We start from the raw sequence: 15,183 nt of genomic DNA, 5'->3' as shown, positions 1-15,183 counted from the left end.
GTCCGCCGTGCCCTGGGGTACTACCAGGCTGATGGGGGAACGGCGTTCGTTCGAGAGGGCTCCGCTGTTGGAGCCCTTGTAATTTGCGCCACTGGCAGCTCGCATGAGGTCTCATGAACTCCATGACGAAATCCGAGTTGATTGCACGACTGGCCGCCCGGTATCCGCAACTGGTCGCCAAGGACGCCGACTACGCCGTCAAGACCATCCTCGATGCGATGGCCCAGTCCCTCTCGGAAGGGCAGCGCATCGAGATCCGTGGTTTCGGCAGTTTTTCGTTGTCCAGGCGTCCGCCGCGTATCGGGCGCAATCCCAAGTCCGGTGAAAAGGTGCTGGTTCCCGAAAAGCGGGTGCCGCACTTCAAGGCCGGCAAGGAGTTGCGCGAGCGGGTCGACGCCCCCGTGCAAGAGCCCTCCGGAAACTGACCGGCCGGATCGCAGGCCGCAGGCAAGCCCGAACAAACCCCGCCAGCTTTCGGAGTCGGCGGGGTTTTTTCATGGCTCCGCTCCAGGCTTCCTGGAACCTATGGTCGAGCCAGTCGGGGAGCACCCCGCCCGATGCCGTCAGCTCGAATCCCTTGCCTCGCGCGCCTTTGGCCGCGCGGCTGGGAAGGGTTCCGTAGGGAAGCGGTGCGGTGGGCGCAGCGAGCCTTGAAGCCAACCGTGGCGATCGGCGTACAGGCCTTCAGTGTATTGCCGGGGCACGGGTCGGGCGGGGGCACGGTTTCCTTCCCGGGCCTGATGGGGCGCCTGGAAAATGAGAACTATTTTTACTCTATGGGTGCCGCGCGCGGTCCGAAGCGGTGGGGTCATTTACAATCGCGGGATATCTCATTCCTCACCTGGAGCTTCGACATGCGATATCTCGTCTGGGCGCTGCGGCTGGTCGTATTCGTGGTGGTCCTGCTGTTCGCGCTCAAGAATACCGACCGGGTGAACGTGTATTTCTTCGCCGACCACCTCATCAGCGAGGTGCCGCTGATCGTGGTCATGCTGGCCAGTTTCGTGGTGGGCGCCATCTTCGGCCTGTTGCTGACCGTGCCCGGCGTCATGCGCAGGCGGCGCGAGATGGCCGCGCTCAGGCGCGAGCTCGAGCAGGTCAAGGCGGCCGGGCAGGGGCCGGCTGCCGCGGATGCGCCGCCGTCGCCGGACGTCGTGCTTCCGGTGACTCCCTTGTAAGGCATAGACGACGTGGATTTCGAACCCTGGTGGCTGATCGCCATCCCCCTGTTGTTCGGCCTGGGCTGGGTCGCGGCACGCGTGGACATCCGGCAGATGCTGTCGGAGCACCGCAGCGTTCCCGATTCCTATTTCCGCGGGCTCAATTTCCTGCTGAACGAACAGCACGACCGTGCCATCGATGCCTTCATCGAGGTGGCCAAGCTCGATCCGGAAACCATAGAGCTGCATTTCGCGCTGGGCAGCCTGTTCCGCCGGCGGGGCGAGATCGAGCGGGCCATACGCGTCCACCAGAACCTCTTGCAGCGCGCGGATCTGCCGGCCAGCCAGCGCGAGCAAGCCTTGCATGCGCTGGCGCAAGACTACCTGCGCGCGGGTATGCTGGATCGCGCGGAAGCGGCCTTCGATCAACTGAAAGGCACCCGTTTCGCCCCCGATGCGTTGCGCGCGCTGGTCCGCATCCACGAGACCGAGCGTGATTGGCCGCGCGCCATCCAGGCCGTGCAGGCCCTGCAGGGCCTGATCGACGAACCCGTGCCGCAAGCGGTCCATTTTCATTGCGAAGAGGCCGCCGCCGCGCTCGCCGCGGGCGACATCGAGGCTGCCCATGCCGCGCTGGATGCGGCCGCGCATGTGTCGGTCCACGCCGAGCGCGGTCGCGACGACGTCCCCCATGTGCGCGTCGCGATGATGCGCGCCGACCTGGCCAAGCGCGAAGGGGATCTGCGCGCCCAACGGCTGCACCTGGAGTCGGTGCTGGCCGCGCACCCGGAGTATGCCGGCCTGGTGGCCGAACAATTCCTGGCGAACCACGAGGCGCGGGGCACGCCCAACGAAGGATTGGAAAAGCTCGAGGCCCACTACGCCCGCCATCCCTCCCTGGATTTGTTCAACGCCATCTTCCAGGCGCTGCGCCGCCAGCGCGGCTTGTCGCAGGCCTGGAATTTCGCGCGTGGCGCCCTGCAGCGCAATCCCTCGCTGCTCGGGCTGGATCGGCTGCTGGAGGCCCAGGTGGCCGGCGAGAAATCCTCGCAATCCGCGGTCGGGCAACAGGCCGCGGCCAACGTGGTGACGCTGAACAACCCGCAGGCCGATGCAGCCTCGCCGTGGACGCCGGCGGACGACGCGGTGCTGATGCGCAGCCTGATCCACAAGCACACGCAGCGCCTGGACCGCTACGCCTGCCAGGCCTGCGGCTTCAAGGCCAAGCGGTTTCATTGGCAGTGCCCGGGCTGCAATGCCTGGGAAACCTACGCGCCTAAACGATTGGAAGAACTGGATGCTGTATGAAAATGCCCCCCCCTATGCGCTGACGCGCGCCGCCCAGGGGGCGATGCGAGTGGACCGGCAGAGCCGGATCCACCGCATCCTGGATTGGAGTGATGTTTTCCTGGTACGTGGCATCTCTTATTTGCCTGCCGGTTTCACGTTGAGGAGCAACGCATGAGCGCGTCGGCGTTGGGAGCGTTCCCCTCGGATGAGCGGCGCGCGGCGGCGCGCGTGCTGGTGGTGGGGGACGTGATGCTGGACCGGTACTGGTTCGGAGAGGTGCATCGCATCTCGCCCGAGGCGCCGGTGCCGGTGGTTCGCGTGTCCCGCAGCGAGGACCGGCTGGGCGGCGCGGCCAACGTGGCGCGCAACGCCGCGGCGCTGGGGGCGCGCGTGACGCTGGTGGGCGTAGTGGGCGACGACGATTCCGGTCGCGCCGTCGCGCGCCTGTGCGAGGACGATGGGGTTACGGCCGACCTCGTTGTCGATCCGGCCGTGCCCACCACCATGAAGATGCGCGTCCTGGGCCGGCAACAGCAATTGCTGCGCGTGGATTTCGAGCAGCAACCGTCGAGCGGCGTGCTGGCGGAATTGGCGGCCCGGGTGGCCGTGCACCTCGCCGACCACGACGTGATCGTGCTGTCCGACTACGCCAAGGGCGTGCTGGACCAGGTCCAGGACCTTGTCGCGCTGGCGCGGGCGCGCGGCTGCGTGGTGCTGGTCGATCCCAAGGGCGACGACTATGGCCGCTATCGCGGCGCCACGCTGGTCACGCCCAATCAGTCGGAGATGCGCGAGGCGGTCGGCCGCTGGCGCGACGAGGCGCAGTTGACGGAACGCGCGCAGCACCTGCGCGAGGCGCTGGACCTGGACGCGCTGCTGGTGACGCGTTCGGAGCTCGGCATGACGCTGTACACCGCCGAGGGGCGCGACCACGTGGAAGCGCAGGCAAGAGAGGTGTTCGACGTCTCGGGCGCGGGCGACACCGTCATCGCGACGCTGGCCGTCATGCGCGCCGCCGGCCTCGACCTGCATACGGCCATGCGGTGGGCCAACCTGGCTGGCGGCATCGTCGTCGGCAAGCTGGGGACGTCGATCGTGACACCGGCCGAATTGCGTGCCGGTCTCACGGCCTAGAAGAGGGTTTTGCCATGATCATCGTAACGGGAGCCGCCGGGTTCATCGGCAGCAATCTGGTCAAGGGGCTGAATGCCCGCGGCGAGCGCGACATCATCGCGGTCGACGATTTGCTCGAAGGCGACAAGTTCGTGAATCTTGTCGATTGCCAGATCGCCGATTATCTCGACAAGAACGATTTCCGCAAGCGCGTCGCGGACGGGACGCTGCCCAAGGTCGAGGCCATCCTGCACCAGGGCGCGTGCTCGGACACCACCGAGCGCAACGGCCAGTACATGATGGACAATAATTACCGGGTCACGCTCGAGCTCTTCGAATATGCGCAGCGGACCGGGATTCCTTTCCTGTACGCGTCTTCGGCGGCGGTCTACGGCGCCGGGCCCGTCTATGCCGAGGATCCCGCGAACGAGAAGCCGTTGAACGTCTACGGCTACTCCAAATTCCTGTTCGACCAGGTGCTGCGCCGCCGGCTCGGCTCGCTGGCCGCGCCGGTGATCGGCTTGCGCTATTTCAACGTGTACGGCCCGCGCGAACAGCACAAGGGCCGGATGGCATCGGTGGCTTTCCACAACATGAACCAGTTCCTCAAGGAAGGGCACGTGCGCCTGTTCGGAGGGTGGGACGGTTATGGCGACGGCGAGCAGCAGCGCGATTTCATCTCGGTCCACGACGTGGTGGAGGTGAACCTGCATTTCCTGGGCCGTCCGGTGTCGGGCGTGTTCAATTGCGGGACAGGCCGCGCGCAGCCGTTCAACGACGTCGCCATGGCCGTGGTCAATACGCTGCGCCAGGAGCGAGGCGAGTCCCCGTTGCCGCTGGAAGAACTCGTGACGCAGGGCCTGATCCGGTATGTGGAATTTCCCGAGGACCTGAAGGGGCGCTACCAGAGCTACACCCAGGCCGATACCACGCAGTTGCGCGCGGCGGGTTTCACGGCCCCGATGCGCGACGTGCAGACGGGCGTCTCGGAATACATCCGCGAACTGCGAGGCATGTCGGCCTGAGCAGGGCGCGGGCGCCGATCTACGCGTTTCCCCGCTCGGATTCCGGGCGTCCCGGGCGCGCACCGTGGCGGGGCCGCGGCGCAAGCTTGCAGTGTCCGGCGTGCAAGGCCGGACACGGGGCGGTCGACCGGCCGCCTGCAATCTTGCATCGGAGTCCAACCATGAATCCATTCCTCGATCCCACCCGGGCCGAGCCCGACCCGCGGCCGTTCCGCCTGCGGGGCGCGCGCCGCTACGCCGGCCGCATCGCCGTCATGGCCGGCCTGGGGCTCGGAGCGTTCGCCAGCGCCCATGCGGTGGATGTCAATACCGCTACGCAGAGCCAGCTGGAAACCGTGCGCGGCATCGGTCCCAAGACCGCCGCCACCATCATGCAGGAGCGCCGGCGCGGCGGTCCCTTCCTGTCGTTCGAGGACCTTGCCGAGCGGGTGCGCGGGCTGGGCGCCAAACGGCTGCAGAAGTTGCGCGCGGCCGGGCTGGCCCTCGACCGCCATGGGAAGGAAGCGCCTGCCGTGATGGTCAATATGCCCCCGAAAAGTAAGGGTAAAGGGAACTGATCCCGCCGGCTGGATTATCATGGGGCGCATGAAAAGCTATCCCACCATCGAACAGACCATAGGCAACACGCCCCTGGTCCGGCTCCAGCGTATCCCGGGGGAAGGCAATGCCGCGCGCGGCAACGTCATCCTCGCGAAGCTGGAAGGCAATAATCCGGCCGGTTCGGTCAAGGACCGGCCGGCGCGTTCCATGATCGCGCGGGCCGAGGCGCGAGGCGAGATCAAGCCCGGCGACACGCTGATCGAAGCCACCAGCGGCAACACGGGCATCGCGCTTGCGCTGGTGGCCGCCATACGCGGCTACCGCATGATCCTCATCATGCCCGACAACCTTTCGCTGGAGCGCCGCGCGGCCATGACGGCCTACGGAGCCGAGCTGATCCTCACGCCGGCATCGCAGGGCGGCATGGAATATGCGCGCGATCTCGCGCTGCAGATGCAGGCCGAGGGCAAGGGCAAGGTGCTGGACCAGTTCGCCAATCCCGACAATCCGTTGGCGCACGTCGAGACCACCGGCCCCGAGATCTGGCGCGATACCGACGGGCAGGTCACCCATTTCGTCAGCGCCATGGGAACCACCGGGACCATCGTGGGGGTGTCGCGCTATCTCAAGGGCCGCAACGCGGCCATCCAGGTGGTCGGCGCCCAGCCCACGGAAGGATCGCAGATCCCGGGCATACGCAAGTGGCCCGAAGCCTACCTGCCCAAGATCTACGATCCCAGCGCCGTGGACCGCCTCGAATACGTTACCCAGGCCGACGCCGAGGGCATGGCGCGGCGGCTGGCAGCCGAGGAAGGCATCTTCGCCGGCATTTCATCGGCCGGCGCGCTGGTGGCGGCGCTGAAGGTGGCCGAAACCGTCGAGAACGCCACCATCGTCTTCATCGTCTGCGACCGCGGCGACCGTTATCTGTCGACGGGCGTGTTCAACTGACCGACCCGGATCCGGCTCGCCACGCGGTTCCTCCGCTCCAGCTCCACGGCGAGGTCGGTGACCGAGGCGGCGTAGAAGTAGCTGCGGTTGTATTCGGTCAGCGCGAAGAAGTTGGGCGCGGCCACGCGGTATTCGGTGGTGCCGGTCGCCCCGTCGTAGAGATCGATCACGGCAAGGGGCCAGTCTCGCCATTCCTCCGACATGCCGGCCACTTTCTGCGCGCGCGCGCCGGCCGCCTGGAGCTGGGCCCAGCTTAGCGTGGGCTTGAGTCCGCCGTCGACCAGCCCCGCCGGATCGGCCGGCAGGTTGATCGGCAGGAAGACCGGCTGGCCGCGTTGCCAGCCATGCTCGACCAGGAAGTGGGCCACCGAAAGGATGGCGTCGGCCGGGCTGCCCGCCAGATCGATGCGGCCGTCGCCGTCGCCGTCCACCGCGAATTTGCGCAGGCTGCCCGGCATGAATTGCGGCAGGCCCATGGCGCCCGCGTACGATCCCTTTACCGCCAGCGGATCGCTGCCGGTCTCTTTGCACCAGACGAGGAATTGCGCCAGTTGCTCGCGAAAGAACGCGCTGCGGTCGCTGCGCGCCTGGGGCGGATAGTTGAAGGCCAGCGTCGAGAGCGCGTCGATGACGCGGAAATTCCCCGTGACGCGTCCGTAGAAGGTTTCGACGCCGATGACGCTCACGATGATGGAGGCCGGCACGCCGTAGCGGTCCTCGGCGCGGGCCAGCGTTTGCGCGTGTTCTTCCTGGAAGGCGAGGCCTTCCTTGATGCGGCGGCTTTCGATGAAGCGGGAGCGATACCGGGGCCAGCTGCGTACCGTGGGCGAGGAGGGCGGCAGCACCAGCCTGGCGACGGTCTCGGAGTATCTCGCCTGATCGAGCAGGCGGGCGACCTCGGATGGATCAAGCCCGCGGCCGGCCATCTCGGCGGTGAAATCGCGCTTGGCGTCGCGCGCCGGCACTCGTTCCGGCGCTGCCGCAGGCGCCGGCGCGGCAGCCTGCGGCGGAGGAGGAACCGGGACGGCGACGGGCGGGGAGACCGCCGCGCCTGCCGGCGGCATGCCCTGCATGGCGGGGGCGTCTTGCGCGGCGGAGGGCGCCGGCACGCCCTGCATGGTGGCGGCGGCCGGCGGCGGAGCCGAGCCGCAGCCCCATAGGGAGAGCGCGGCAAGCGCTGCGGCGATGGCGCCGGCACGACAAGACGTCAGGGAGCAGGGTTGCGATTTCACGCGTAAGATTTCCGTCAGGGCGATATCGATAGCGTGATGCTGCCGACTGTTCGGCCGCGATGCAAGTCGGCGCATAATGGAGACCATGGCTACGCTTTACTTCACGCATCCCGCGTGCAGGCTGCACGAGATGGGCAAGGAGCATCCGGAGTGCCCGGAGCGGCTCGATGCGATCTCGGACCAGTTGCTGGCGTCGGGTGTGGCGGCCCACCTGCTCGAGCGCGAAGCGCCGCAAGCCGCCCAGGAGTCGCTGCTGCGGGTCCACACGCCCGAATACCTGGAATCGCTGGTCGCGCGTGCGCCGGCACAGGGGTATGCCCAACTCGATCCCGATACCGCGATGAACCCGCATACCTACGTCGCTGCGCTGCACGCCGCGGGCGCGGCGATTGCCGCGGTGGACGCGGTGCTGGCGGGCGAGGGCGAGGCCGCCTTCTGCGCCGTGCGCCCTCCCGGCCATCATGCCTGCCCCGACCAGGCGATGGGGTTCTGCTTCCTGAGCAACGTGGCGATCGCCGCGCGCCATGCGATGGTCCACCACGGCCTGGAGCGCATCGCGGTGGTCGATTTCGACGTGCACCACGGCAACGGCACGGAAGCCGCGCTGGCGGGCGACGAGCGCGTGCTGATGTGCGGTTTCTTCCAGCACCCGTTCTATCCCTTCAGCGGCATCCATCCATGGGCCGACAACATGCTCAACGAACCCGTGCCGGCCTATACCGAGGGCGCGGCCATACGCGAGCTGGTGTCCTCCAGATGGCTGCCGAGGCTGGATAAATTCCGGCCGCAACTGGTGCTGGTGTCGGCCGGGTTCGATGCGCATCGCGAGGACGACCTCGGGCGCATGGGGCTGGTCGAGGCGGATTTCGCATGGATCACCGAGCGGCTCGGCGAGCTGGCGCGCCGCCACGGCGCGCGCGTGGTGAGCTGCCTGGAGGGCGGTTACAACCTGTCCGCGCTGGGGCGCAGCGTCACCGCGCACATACGGGCGCTGGCGGGCATCTGACCATGCCGGGGAGCCTCCCCCGCGTGGCCTGGATCGCCGGTCCGGGCGGCGTCCGTATTTACCCGCATTTTCGGGCGGGGAGGGGCCGGTGTCGATTACCTATAATCGACAGGTTGCCTGTCCCGCACGCGGAGCCGCCGCTTGCGGCTCCCTCTGGCGTAGCCGGTTCACTTAAACGAGGTTGCATACATGAAGGTGTTAGTGCCAGTCAAACGAGTGGTTGACTACAACGTGAAGGTCCGGGTGAAGTCGGACCAGACGGGCGTGGACATCGCGAACGTGAAGATGTCGATGAATCCGTTCGACGAGATCGCGGTGGAAGAGGCGACGCGCCTGAAGGAAAAGGGCGTGGCGACCGAGATCGTGGCCGTCTCGTGCGGCGTGGCGCAATGCCAGGAGACGCTGCGCACGGCGATGGCCACCGGCGCGGACCGGGCGATCCTGGTCGAGACGCAGGAAGAGCTCCAGCCGCTGGCCGTGGCCAAGCTGCTCAAGGCGCTGGCCGACAAGGAGCAGCCGCAGCTGGTGATCCTGGGCAAGCAGGCGATCGACGACGATGCGAACCAGACGGGCCAGATGCTGGCCGCGCTGCTGGACTGGCCGCAGGCGACCTTCGCGAGCAAGGTCGAGCTTGGCGACGGCAAGGCGACGGTCACGCGCGAGGTGGACGGCGGCCTGGAGACGGTGTCGCTGACGCTGCCGGCCATCGTCACGACCGACCTGCGGCTGAACGAGCCGCGCTACGTGACGCTGCCCAACATCATGAAGGCCAAGAAGAAGCCGCTGGAGACCGTCAAGCCGGAAGACCTGGGCGTGGATGTGACGCCGCGCCTCAAGACGCTGAAGGTGAGCGAACCGCCGGCGCGCCAGGCGGGCGTGAAGGTGGCCGACGTGGCCGAGCTGGTCGACAAACTCAAGAATGAAGCGAAGGTGGTGTGAAGATGGCGATACTGGTCGTAGCGGAACATGACAATGCCCATCTGCGTGGCGCGACGCTGAACACGATCACGGCGGCGCAGCGGCTGGGTGGCGAGGTGCACGTGCTGGTGGCGGGCGCCGGCGTGGGCGGGGCGGCGCAGGCGGCCGCGCAGGTGGCCGGCGTGGCCAAGGTGCTGTCGGCCGACGGTGCCGCGCTGGCCGAGGGGTTGGCCGAGAACGTGGCGGCGCAGGTGCTGGCGCTGGCCCAGGGCTACAGCCACATCCTCTTCCCGGCCACGGCGTACGGCAAGAACGTGGCGCCGCGCGTGGCGGCCAAGCTGGACGTGGCGCAGATCTCCGATATCGTCGGGATCGAGTCGGCCGATACCTTCGAGCGGCCGATCTACGCGGGCAACGCGATCGCGACGGTGCAGTCGGCCGACGCGACCAAGGTGATCACGGTGCGCACGACGGCCTTCGACGCGGCCGCGGCCACGGGCGGTTCGGCGCCGGTGGAAAGCGTGCCGGCGGTGGCCGACAGCGGCAAGTCCTCGTTCGTGGGCCGCGAGGTGGCCAAGAGCGACCGTCCCGAGCTGACCGCGGCCAAGGCGGTGGTGTCGGGCGGGCGCGGCATGGGCAGCGCGGAGAACTTCAAGCTGCTCGAGCCGCTGGCCGACAAGCTGGGCGCGGCCATGGGCGCCTCGCGGGCGGCGGTGGACGCCGGCTATGCGCCCAACGACTGGCAGGTGGGGCAGACCGGCAAGATCGTGGCGCCGCAGCTGTACGTGGCGGTGGGCATCTCCGGCGCGATCCAGCACCTGGCCGGCATGAAGGACTCCAAGGTGATCGTGGCGATCAACAAGGACGCCGAGGCGCCGATCTTCGGCGTGGCCGACTACGGGCTGGTGGCTGACCTGTTCACCGCCGTGCCCGAATTGACCAAGGCGCTCTGACCCCTGCGCGCTCGCGCGCGCCCGAATGGCGGGCTCCCGGCCGCTGCGCGGCAGCCTCCGGGCGGGGTCTGGGCCCGCCCCTCGGTACCAACTGACCGGAGGTTTGCATGGCTTACGTGGCTCCATTGCGGGACATCCGATTCGTGCTCCACGAGTTGGCGGGCCTGGACAAAGTGCAGCAGTTGCCCGGCGGCGAGGAGGCCGGCCCGGAAGTGGTCGACGCGATCCTGGACGAAAACGCCAGACTGCTCGAAGAGATCGTCGCGCCGCTCAACCGCAGCGGCGACCTGCAGCCCCCGACCTGGCGCGACGGCACGGTAACCGCGTCCCCCGGCTTCAAGGAAGCCTTCCGCAGCTTCGTCGAGGGAGGCTGGCAGGGGCTGCAGCATCCGGTGGCCTTCGGCGGCCAGGGGTTGCCCAAGCTGGTTGCCACGCCGTGCATGGAAAACCTGAACGCCGCCTGCCTGGCGTTCGCGCTGTGCCCGCTGCTGACGGACGGCGCCATCGAGGTGTTGCTGACCGCGGGCACCGAAGAGCAGAAGCGCCGTTTCATTCCTTCCATGATCGACGGTTCCTGGACCGGAACCATGAACCTGACCGAGCCGCAGGCCGGCTCGGACCTGTCGCTCGTGCGCACGCGCGCCGTGCCGCAGGCCGACGGCAGCTATCGCCTGCACGGCCAGAAGATCTTCATCACCTACGGCGAGCACGACATGGCGCAGAACATCGTGCACATGGTGCTGGCCAGGCTCGCCGACGCGCCCGAGGGCGTGAAGGGGTTGTCGCTGTTCATCGTGCCGAAGTTCCTGGTCAACGACGACGGCTCCCTGGGCAAGCGCAACGACGTGTGGTGCGCCTCCATCGAGCACAAGCTGGGCATCAAGGCCAGCCCGACCGCCGTGCTGCTGTATGGCGAGGGCAAGGGCGAGGTCGGGGAAGGGGCGGTGGGCTATCTCGTGGGAGAGCCCAACCGCGGCCTGGAAACCATGTTCATCATGATGAATGCGGCCCGCTTTGCCGTGGGGCTCCAGGGCATCGCCGTGGCCGGGCGCGCCTGCCGACAGGCGGTGGACTACGCCAAGGACCGGGTGCAGAGCCGCGCGGTGGAAGGTTCCAGCGGACCGGTCGCCATCGTCCACCATCCCGATGTGCGGCGCATGCTGCTGACCATGCGTACCCTGACCGAGGCCGCGCGTGCGGTCGCCTATGTGGCGGCCGGCGCGCACGACTTCGCGCACCGGCATCCCGACGCCGAGGTGCGCCGCCGCAACCAGGCCTTCTACGAATACATGGTTCCCATCGTCAAGGGTTTTTCGACCGAGATGGCGGTCGAGGTCGCCTCGCTGGGCATCCAGGTGCACGGCGGCATGGGTTTCATCGAGGAGACGGGCGCCGCACAGCACTACAGGGATGCACGCATCCTCTCCATCTACGAGGGCACCACGGCCATCCAGGCCAACGATCTGGTCGGGCGCAAGACCGCGCGCGACGGCGGCGCCGTGGCGATGGCCATCGTTGCCCACATGCGCGAGACCCTCGCCGAACTGGACGCCGACGGCACGCTGGCCGACCTGCGCAGCCAACTGGCCGACGCGGTGGACGCCTACGAGGAAGTGGCGCGCTTCGTGGCCGAGCGCTACCGGGACGAAGTGCGCGAGGTGTACGCGGGCAGCGTGCCCTATCTGATGCTGGCCGGTTTTACGCACGGCGGCTGGCAGATGGCCCGGGCGGCGCTGGCCTGCCGGCGCAAGATCGCCAAGGGCGATGTCGATGCGTTCTACCCGGCCAAGCTGGCCGCGGCGCAGTTCTATTGCGCGCACCTGCTGCCCCGTGTGGAAGCGCTGCGGCGCGAGATCCTGCATGGCGGGGCCAGCACGCTGGCGATGCCGGTGGAAGCGTTCTGAGGGGGCCGGTTCTGCGCTGCCTGGTTCCCGACCGGATCAGTGCGCAGGGCGATGATGCGATCCCGCCGAATGCGGCGGCGGAAGCGGCGGTGTGCGGCAGGGCGCCACCGGGATACGCCAGTGCGCGCGGCGGCGCAGGGCCGCAAGCAGCTTCAGGCCCTGAGGCCACTCGCCGTAGCCCGATTCGGCATTGATGTGGCCCGCATCCTCGATCTGCTCGAAGCGGCTGCCCCAGGCTTCGGCGAATTCGCGGGCGCGGGCCAGCGAACAGTACGGGTCGTTGGTGCTGGCCACGACCACGCTCTGGAACGGCAGCGTCTGCATCGGCACCGGGCAGAACGAGCGCAGCAGCGCCGGGGCGCCCGGCCGCTCCACATCGGCAGGCGCTACCAGCAGCGCGCCGGCCACTTTCTCGCGTATGCGCAACGGCAGATGGCACACCGTGATGCAGCCCAGGCTATGGGCGATCAGCAGCGGCGGCCGCGGCGCCGCCTCGATGGCGGCCGCCAGCGTGCTGGTCCAGTCGTGCAGGTCGGGCGCAGCCCAGTCGCGTTGCTGCACGCGCACGGCGCGCGGCAGGCATGCCTCCCAGAGGCTTTGCCAGTGAGACGGCCCGGAGTTGTTCCAGCCAGGGATGATCAGGGGTTGCAGTCGCATGAGCGCATGATGGCGGTCCCGCTCATTACTGGGAACGAATAATTTTGCTTTTGTTAATTACCTGAGCTTTTATCGGAGTTACGGAATTCTCTTATGCGAAAAAATAAGTATCCACCGTTGTCTTATGGTGGAAAGCTATAAAGATATGTGCAAACATTTGTTCCCGCCTCCTCGGCGGAACGCCAGAATGCATTCTTTGGAACGTAGGAGACCGACATGGCCGCATTGCGTCTGGGCGACACCGCTCCCGATTTCGAACAGGATTCCTCCAAAGGGCGTATCCATTTCTATGATTACCTCGGCGACAGCTGGGGAGTGCTGTTTTCGCACCCGGCCGATTTCACGCCGGTGTGCACGACCGAGCTGGGCTATACCTCCAAGCTCGCTCAGGAGTTCGCCAAGCGCAACGTGAAAGTCCTCGCGCTGTCGGTCGATCCGGTCGACTCCCACCAGAAGTGGATCGGCGACATCAACGAGACCCAGGGCACCACGGTGGATTTCCCCATCCTCGCCGATGCCGACCGCAAGGTCGCGACCCTGTACGACATGATCCATCCCAACGCCAGCGCGACGGCGACGGTGCGTTCGGTCTTCATCATCGATCCGGCCAAGAAGGTGCGGCTCATCATCACCTATCCGGCCAGCACCGGCCGCAATTTCGACGAGATCCTGCGGGTGATCGACTCGCTGCAGCTGACCGACAACTACAGCGTCGCCACGCCGGTGAACTGGAAGGACGGCGAAGACGTCATCATCGTGCCGTCTCTGCAGGATCCGGAAGTGCTCAAGCAGAAGTTTCCCAAGGGGTACAAGGCGGTGCGGCCCTACCTGCGCATCACGCCGCAGCCCAACAAGGAGTGACGGGGCGGCGGTCCGGCCGTGGAGGTGCTTGCGTCACAGACATGTGCTGTAATGCGAGCCTTCGTTCCCGACCCATAGGAAACCTATGCTCCAGACCGCCGACGATCTTGGTAAGCTCCTGCTGCGCGTGACTATCGGGGTGCTCATGCTGATGCATGGCATCCCCAAGGTCATAGGCGGCATCGGCTTCGTCAAGGGCCTGCTCGCCTCGCACGGCTTGCCCGCGTTTCTCGGATATTTCGTCTACGTGGGCGAGGTGGTCGCCCCGATCCTGCTGCTGGTGGGCATCTATACCCGCCTGGGCGGCCTGATCGTGGCCATCAACATGGTCGTCGCCATTGCGCTGGCCCACAGCAACCAGATCTTCTCCGTGACCAAGAACGGCGCCTGGGCCCTGGAGCTCCAGGGCCTGTACCTGTTCGGCGGTCTGGTCATCGCGTTGATCGGCGCCGGCCGCTTCAGCGCGGGCGGCAAGGGCGGCACGCTGAACTGACCATAGGGCAGCGCCGCCGCGTAGCGGCAAGCGTGGGGGCACATTTTTCACGCCCCCACAGGCTCGGGCCGGGGAACCGCGGCGTCGCCTTCTTCCTGCTGTGCCGTGATCGTCTGGCGGTCCAGGTGGGGCGCGAACATCTCGATGAACGAAATGGCGAAGTTGCGCAGATAGGCGCCGCGCCTGACCGCAACCCGGGTCATGTTGGACGCGAACAGGTGGTCGGCCGCGAGCGACCGCAGCTTGACGTCCTCGCCGCTGTCGTAGGCCATGGCGGCGATGATGCCTACGCCCAGCCCCGCGACCACGTAGGTCTTGATGACGTCGGCGTCCATGGCGGTCAGCACGATGTCCGGCACGATGCCGGCATTGGCGAAGGCCTCGTCGATGTGCGAGCGGCCGGTGAGCCCGGTGTCATAGGTGATGAGAGGGTAGCGTCCGAGCTCTTCCAGCGTCGGCTGCGCCCGGTCCAGCAGCGGATGCCCTGGGGGCGCGACGACCACGTGGCTCCAGCGGTAGCCGGCAAACGTCGACAGCCGGATGTCCTGCGACAGGCCTTCGGTGGCGATGCCAATGTCCGCCTGGCCGCTGGCGACCCATTCCGCGATGTGCTGCGGCGACCCCTGCTGCAGATTCAGGTGGACCTGCGGAAAGCGGCGGCGGAAAGCCTGCACCACCACCGGCAATGCATAGCGGGCCTGGGTATGGGTGGTGGCGATGGTCAGGCGGCCCTGGTCGCGGATGCTGAATTCGTGCGCCGCCCGCTTCAGGTTCTCCTGCTCCAGCAGCAGCCGGTCGATGATCTTGACGATTTCCTTGCCGGGTTCGGTCAGGCCGGTCAGGCGCTTGCCGGCGCGCTCGAAGATGGTCGTGCCCAGCTCGTCTTCCAGTTCGCGTATCTGCCGGCTGACCCCCGGTTGCGACGTATAGAGCGTGTTGGCGACCTCGGTGAGGTTGAAATTGCGGCGCAAGGCCTCGCGCACGGAGCGCAGTTGCTGGAAATTCAAGACGGTTCTCCTGCCACGGCGCGGGCGCCGACGAGGAGCACATGTTGCGTTGCAAACAAAAAAATTAGAACGA

At 67.2% G+C, this 15,183-nt stretch carries 16 protein-coding genes; 13 read left to right on the top strand and 3 right to left on the bottom strand.

The genetic code is table 11. From position 1 onward, the window contains the following. Nucleotides 1-122: 122 nt before the first annotated feature. From CDO44_RS02850 to cysM, 7 genes are all read left to right on the top strand, one after another. Nucleotides 123-425: an integration host factor subunit beta gene (locus CDO44_RS02850; protein ID WP_087778781.1), complete on the top strand. Its 303-nt coding sequence runs from the start codon at nt 123-125 to the stop codon at nt 423-425. 429 nt (nt 426-854) lie between these two features. After that, nucleotides 855-1,178 carry a lipopolysaccharide assembly LapA domain-containing protein gene (locus CDO44_RS02845; protein ID WP_087778713.1) on the top strand — a complete coding sequence of 108 codons (324 nt, stop codon included), beginning with the start codon at nt 855-857 and terminating at the stop codon, nt 1,176-1,178. Nucleotides 1,179-1,190: 12 nt separating this feature from the next. Beyond that, nucleotides 1,191-2,468, top strand: a complete 1,278-nt coding sequence (lapB, locus tag CDO44_RS02840; RefSeq protein WP_087778711.1) for a lipopolysaccharide assembly protein LapB — start codon at nt 1,191-1,193, stop codon at nt 2,466-2,468. A gap of 153 nt (nt 2,469-2,621) precedes the next feature. Then, the gene (gene rfaE1 / locus CDO44_RS02835) at nt 2,622-3,584 is read left to right on the top strand and encodes a D-glycero-beta-D-manno-heptose-7-phosphate kinase (RefSeq protein ID WP_198951277.1); all 963 of its coding nucleotides are present in this window, start codon (nt 2,622-2,624) and stop codon (nt 3,582-3,584) included. A 14-nt stretch (nt 3,585-3,598) separates the two neighbouring features. Next, on the top strand, nt 3,599-4,588 hold the full coding sequence (gene rfaD / locus CDO44_RS02830) for an ADP-glyceromanno-heptose 6-epimerase (protein WP_087778709.1): 990 nt from the start codon (nt 3,599-3,601) through the stop codon (nt 4,586-4,588). Nucleotides 4,589-4,749: 161 nt separating this feature from the next. After that, a complete protein-coding gene (locus tag CDO44_RS02825) occupies nt 4,750-5,145 on the top strand; it encodes a helix-hairpin-helix domain-containing protein (RefSeq protein ID WP_087778707.1) in 396 nt (131 codons plus the stop codon). Between the two features lie 28 nt (nt 5,146-5,173). Then, nucleotides 5,174-6,079, top strand: coding sequence for a cysteine synthase CysM (gene cysM, locus CDO44_RS02820; RefSeq protein ID WP_087778777.1), 906 nt, complete (start codon nt 5,174-5,176; stop codon nt 6,077-6,079). Here cysM and mltB read toward each other — a convergent pair. After that, nucleotides 6,052-7,311, bottom strand: coding sequence for a lytic murein transglycosylase B (gene mltB, locus CDO44_RS02815; protein ID WP_233146013.1), 1,260 nt, complete (start codon nt 7,309-7,311; stop codon nt 6,052-6,054). The genes cysM and mltB overlap by 28 nt on opposite strands. Nucleotides 7,312-7,396: 85 nt before the next feature. Here mltB and CDO44_RS02810 point away from each other — a divergent pair, with 85 nt between their 5' ends. The 4 genes from CDO44_RS02810 to CDO44_RS02795 all read left to right on the top strand — a co-directional run bounded on the left by CDO44_RS02810 (nt 7,397) and on the right by CDO44_RS02795 (nt 12,092). Further along, entirely contained in the window at nt 7,397-8,317 is a 921-nt protein-coding gene (locus CDO44_RS02810) for a histone deacetylase family protein (protein ID WP_087778774.1), read from the top strand. Nucleotides 8,318-8,506: 189 nt separating this feature from the next. Continuing rightward, on the top strand, nt 8,507-9,256 hold the full coding sequence (locus CDO44_RS02805) for an electron transfer flavoprotein subunit beta/FixA family protein (RefSeq protein WP_087778703.1): 750 nt from the start codon (nt 8,507-8,509) through the stop codon (nt 9,254-9,256). Nucleotides 9,257-9,258: 2 nt separating this feature from the next. Next, on the top strand, nt 9,259-10,188 hold the full coding sequence (locus CDO44_RS02800) for an electron transfer flavoprotein subunit alpha/FixB family protein (protein WP_087778701.1): 930 nt from the start codon (nt 9,259-9,261) through the stop codon (nt 10,186-10,188). Nucleotides 10,189-10,295: 107 nt separating this feature from the next. Further along, on the top strand, nt 10,296-12,092 hold the full coding sequence (locus CDO44_RS02795; RefSeq protein WP_087778699.1) for an acyl-CoA dehydrogenase: 1,797 nt from the start codon (nt 10,296-10,298) through the stop codon (nt 12,090-12,092). 36 nt (nt 12,093-12,128) lie between these two features. On the opposite strand, the gene CDO44_RS02790 is transcribed toward CDO44_RS02795, so the two are convergent. After that, entirely contained in the window at nt 12,129-12,749 is a 621-nt protein-coding gene (locus tag CDO44_RS02790) for an alpha/beta hydrolase (RefSeq protein ID WP_087778697.1), read from the bottom strand. A 216-nt stretch (nt 12,750-12,965) separates the two neighbouring features. Here CDO44_RS02790 and CDO44_RS02785 point away from each other — a divergent pair, with 216 nt between their 5' ends. Further along, a complete protein-coding gene (locus CDO44_RS02785; protein WP_087778695.1) occupies nt 12,966-13,610 on the top strand; it encodes a peroxiredoxin in 645 nt (214 codons plus the stop codon). 85 nt (nt 13,611-13,695) lie between these two features. Beyond that, nucleotides 13,696-14,103, top strand: coding sequence for a DoxX family protein (locus tag CDO44_RS02780; protein WP_087778693.1), 408 nt, complete (start codon nt 13,696-13,698; stop codon nt 14,101-14,103). Between the two features lie 47 nt (nt 14,104-14,150). Here CDO44_RS02780 and CDO44_RS02775 read toward each other — a convergent pair whose 3' ends face one another. Continuing rightward, complete coding sequence (locus CDO44_RS02775; RefSeq protein WP_087778690.1) at nt 14,151-15,110, bottom strand: CysB family HTH-type transcriptional regulator; 960 nt, start codon at nt 15,108-15,110, stop codon at nt 14,151-14,153. Between the last annotated feature and the right edge of the window lie 73 nt (nt 15,111-15,183).

It is taken from the genome of Pigmentiphaga sp. NML080357 (genome assembly GCF_002188465.1).
Classification (GTDB): Bacteria; Pseudomonadota; Gammaproteobacteria; order Burkholderiales; family Burkholderiaceae_B; genus Pigmentiphaga.
This window is presented reverse-complemented; position numbering and strand designations above follow the sequence as displayed.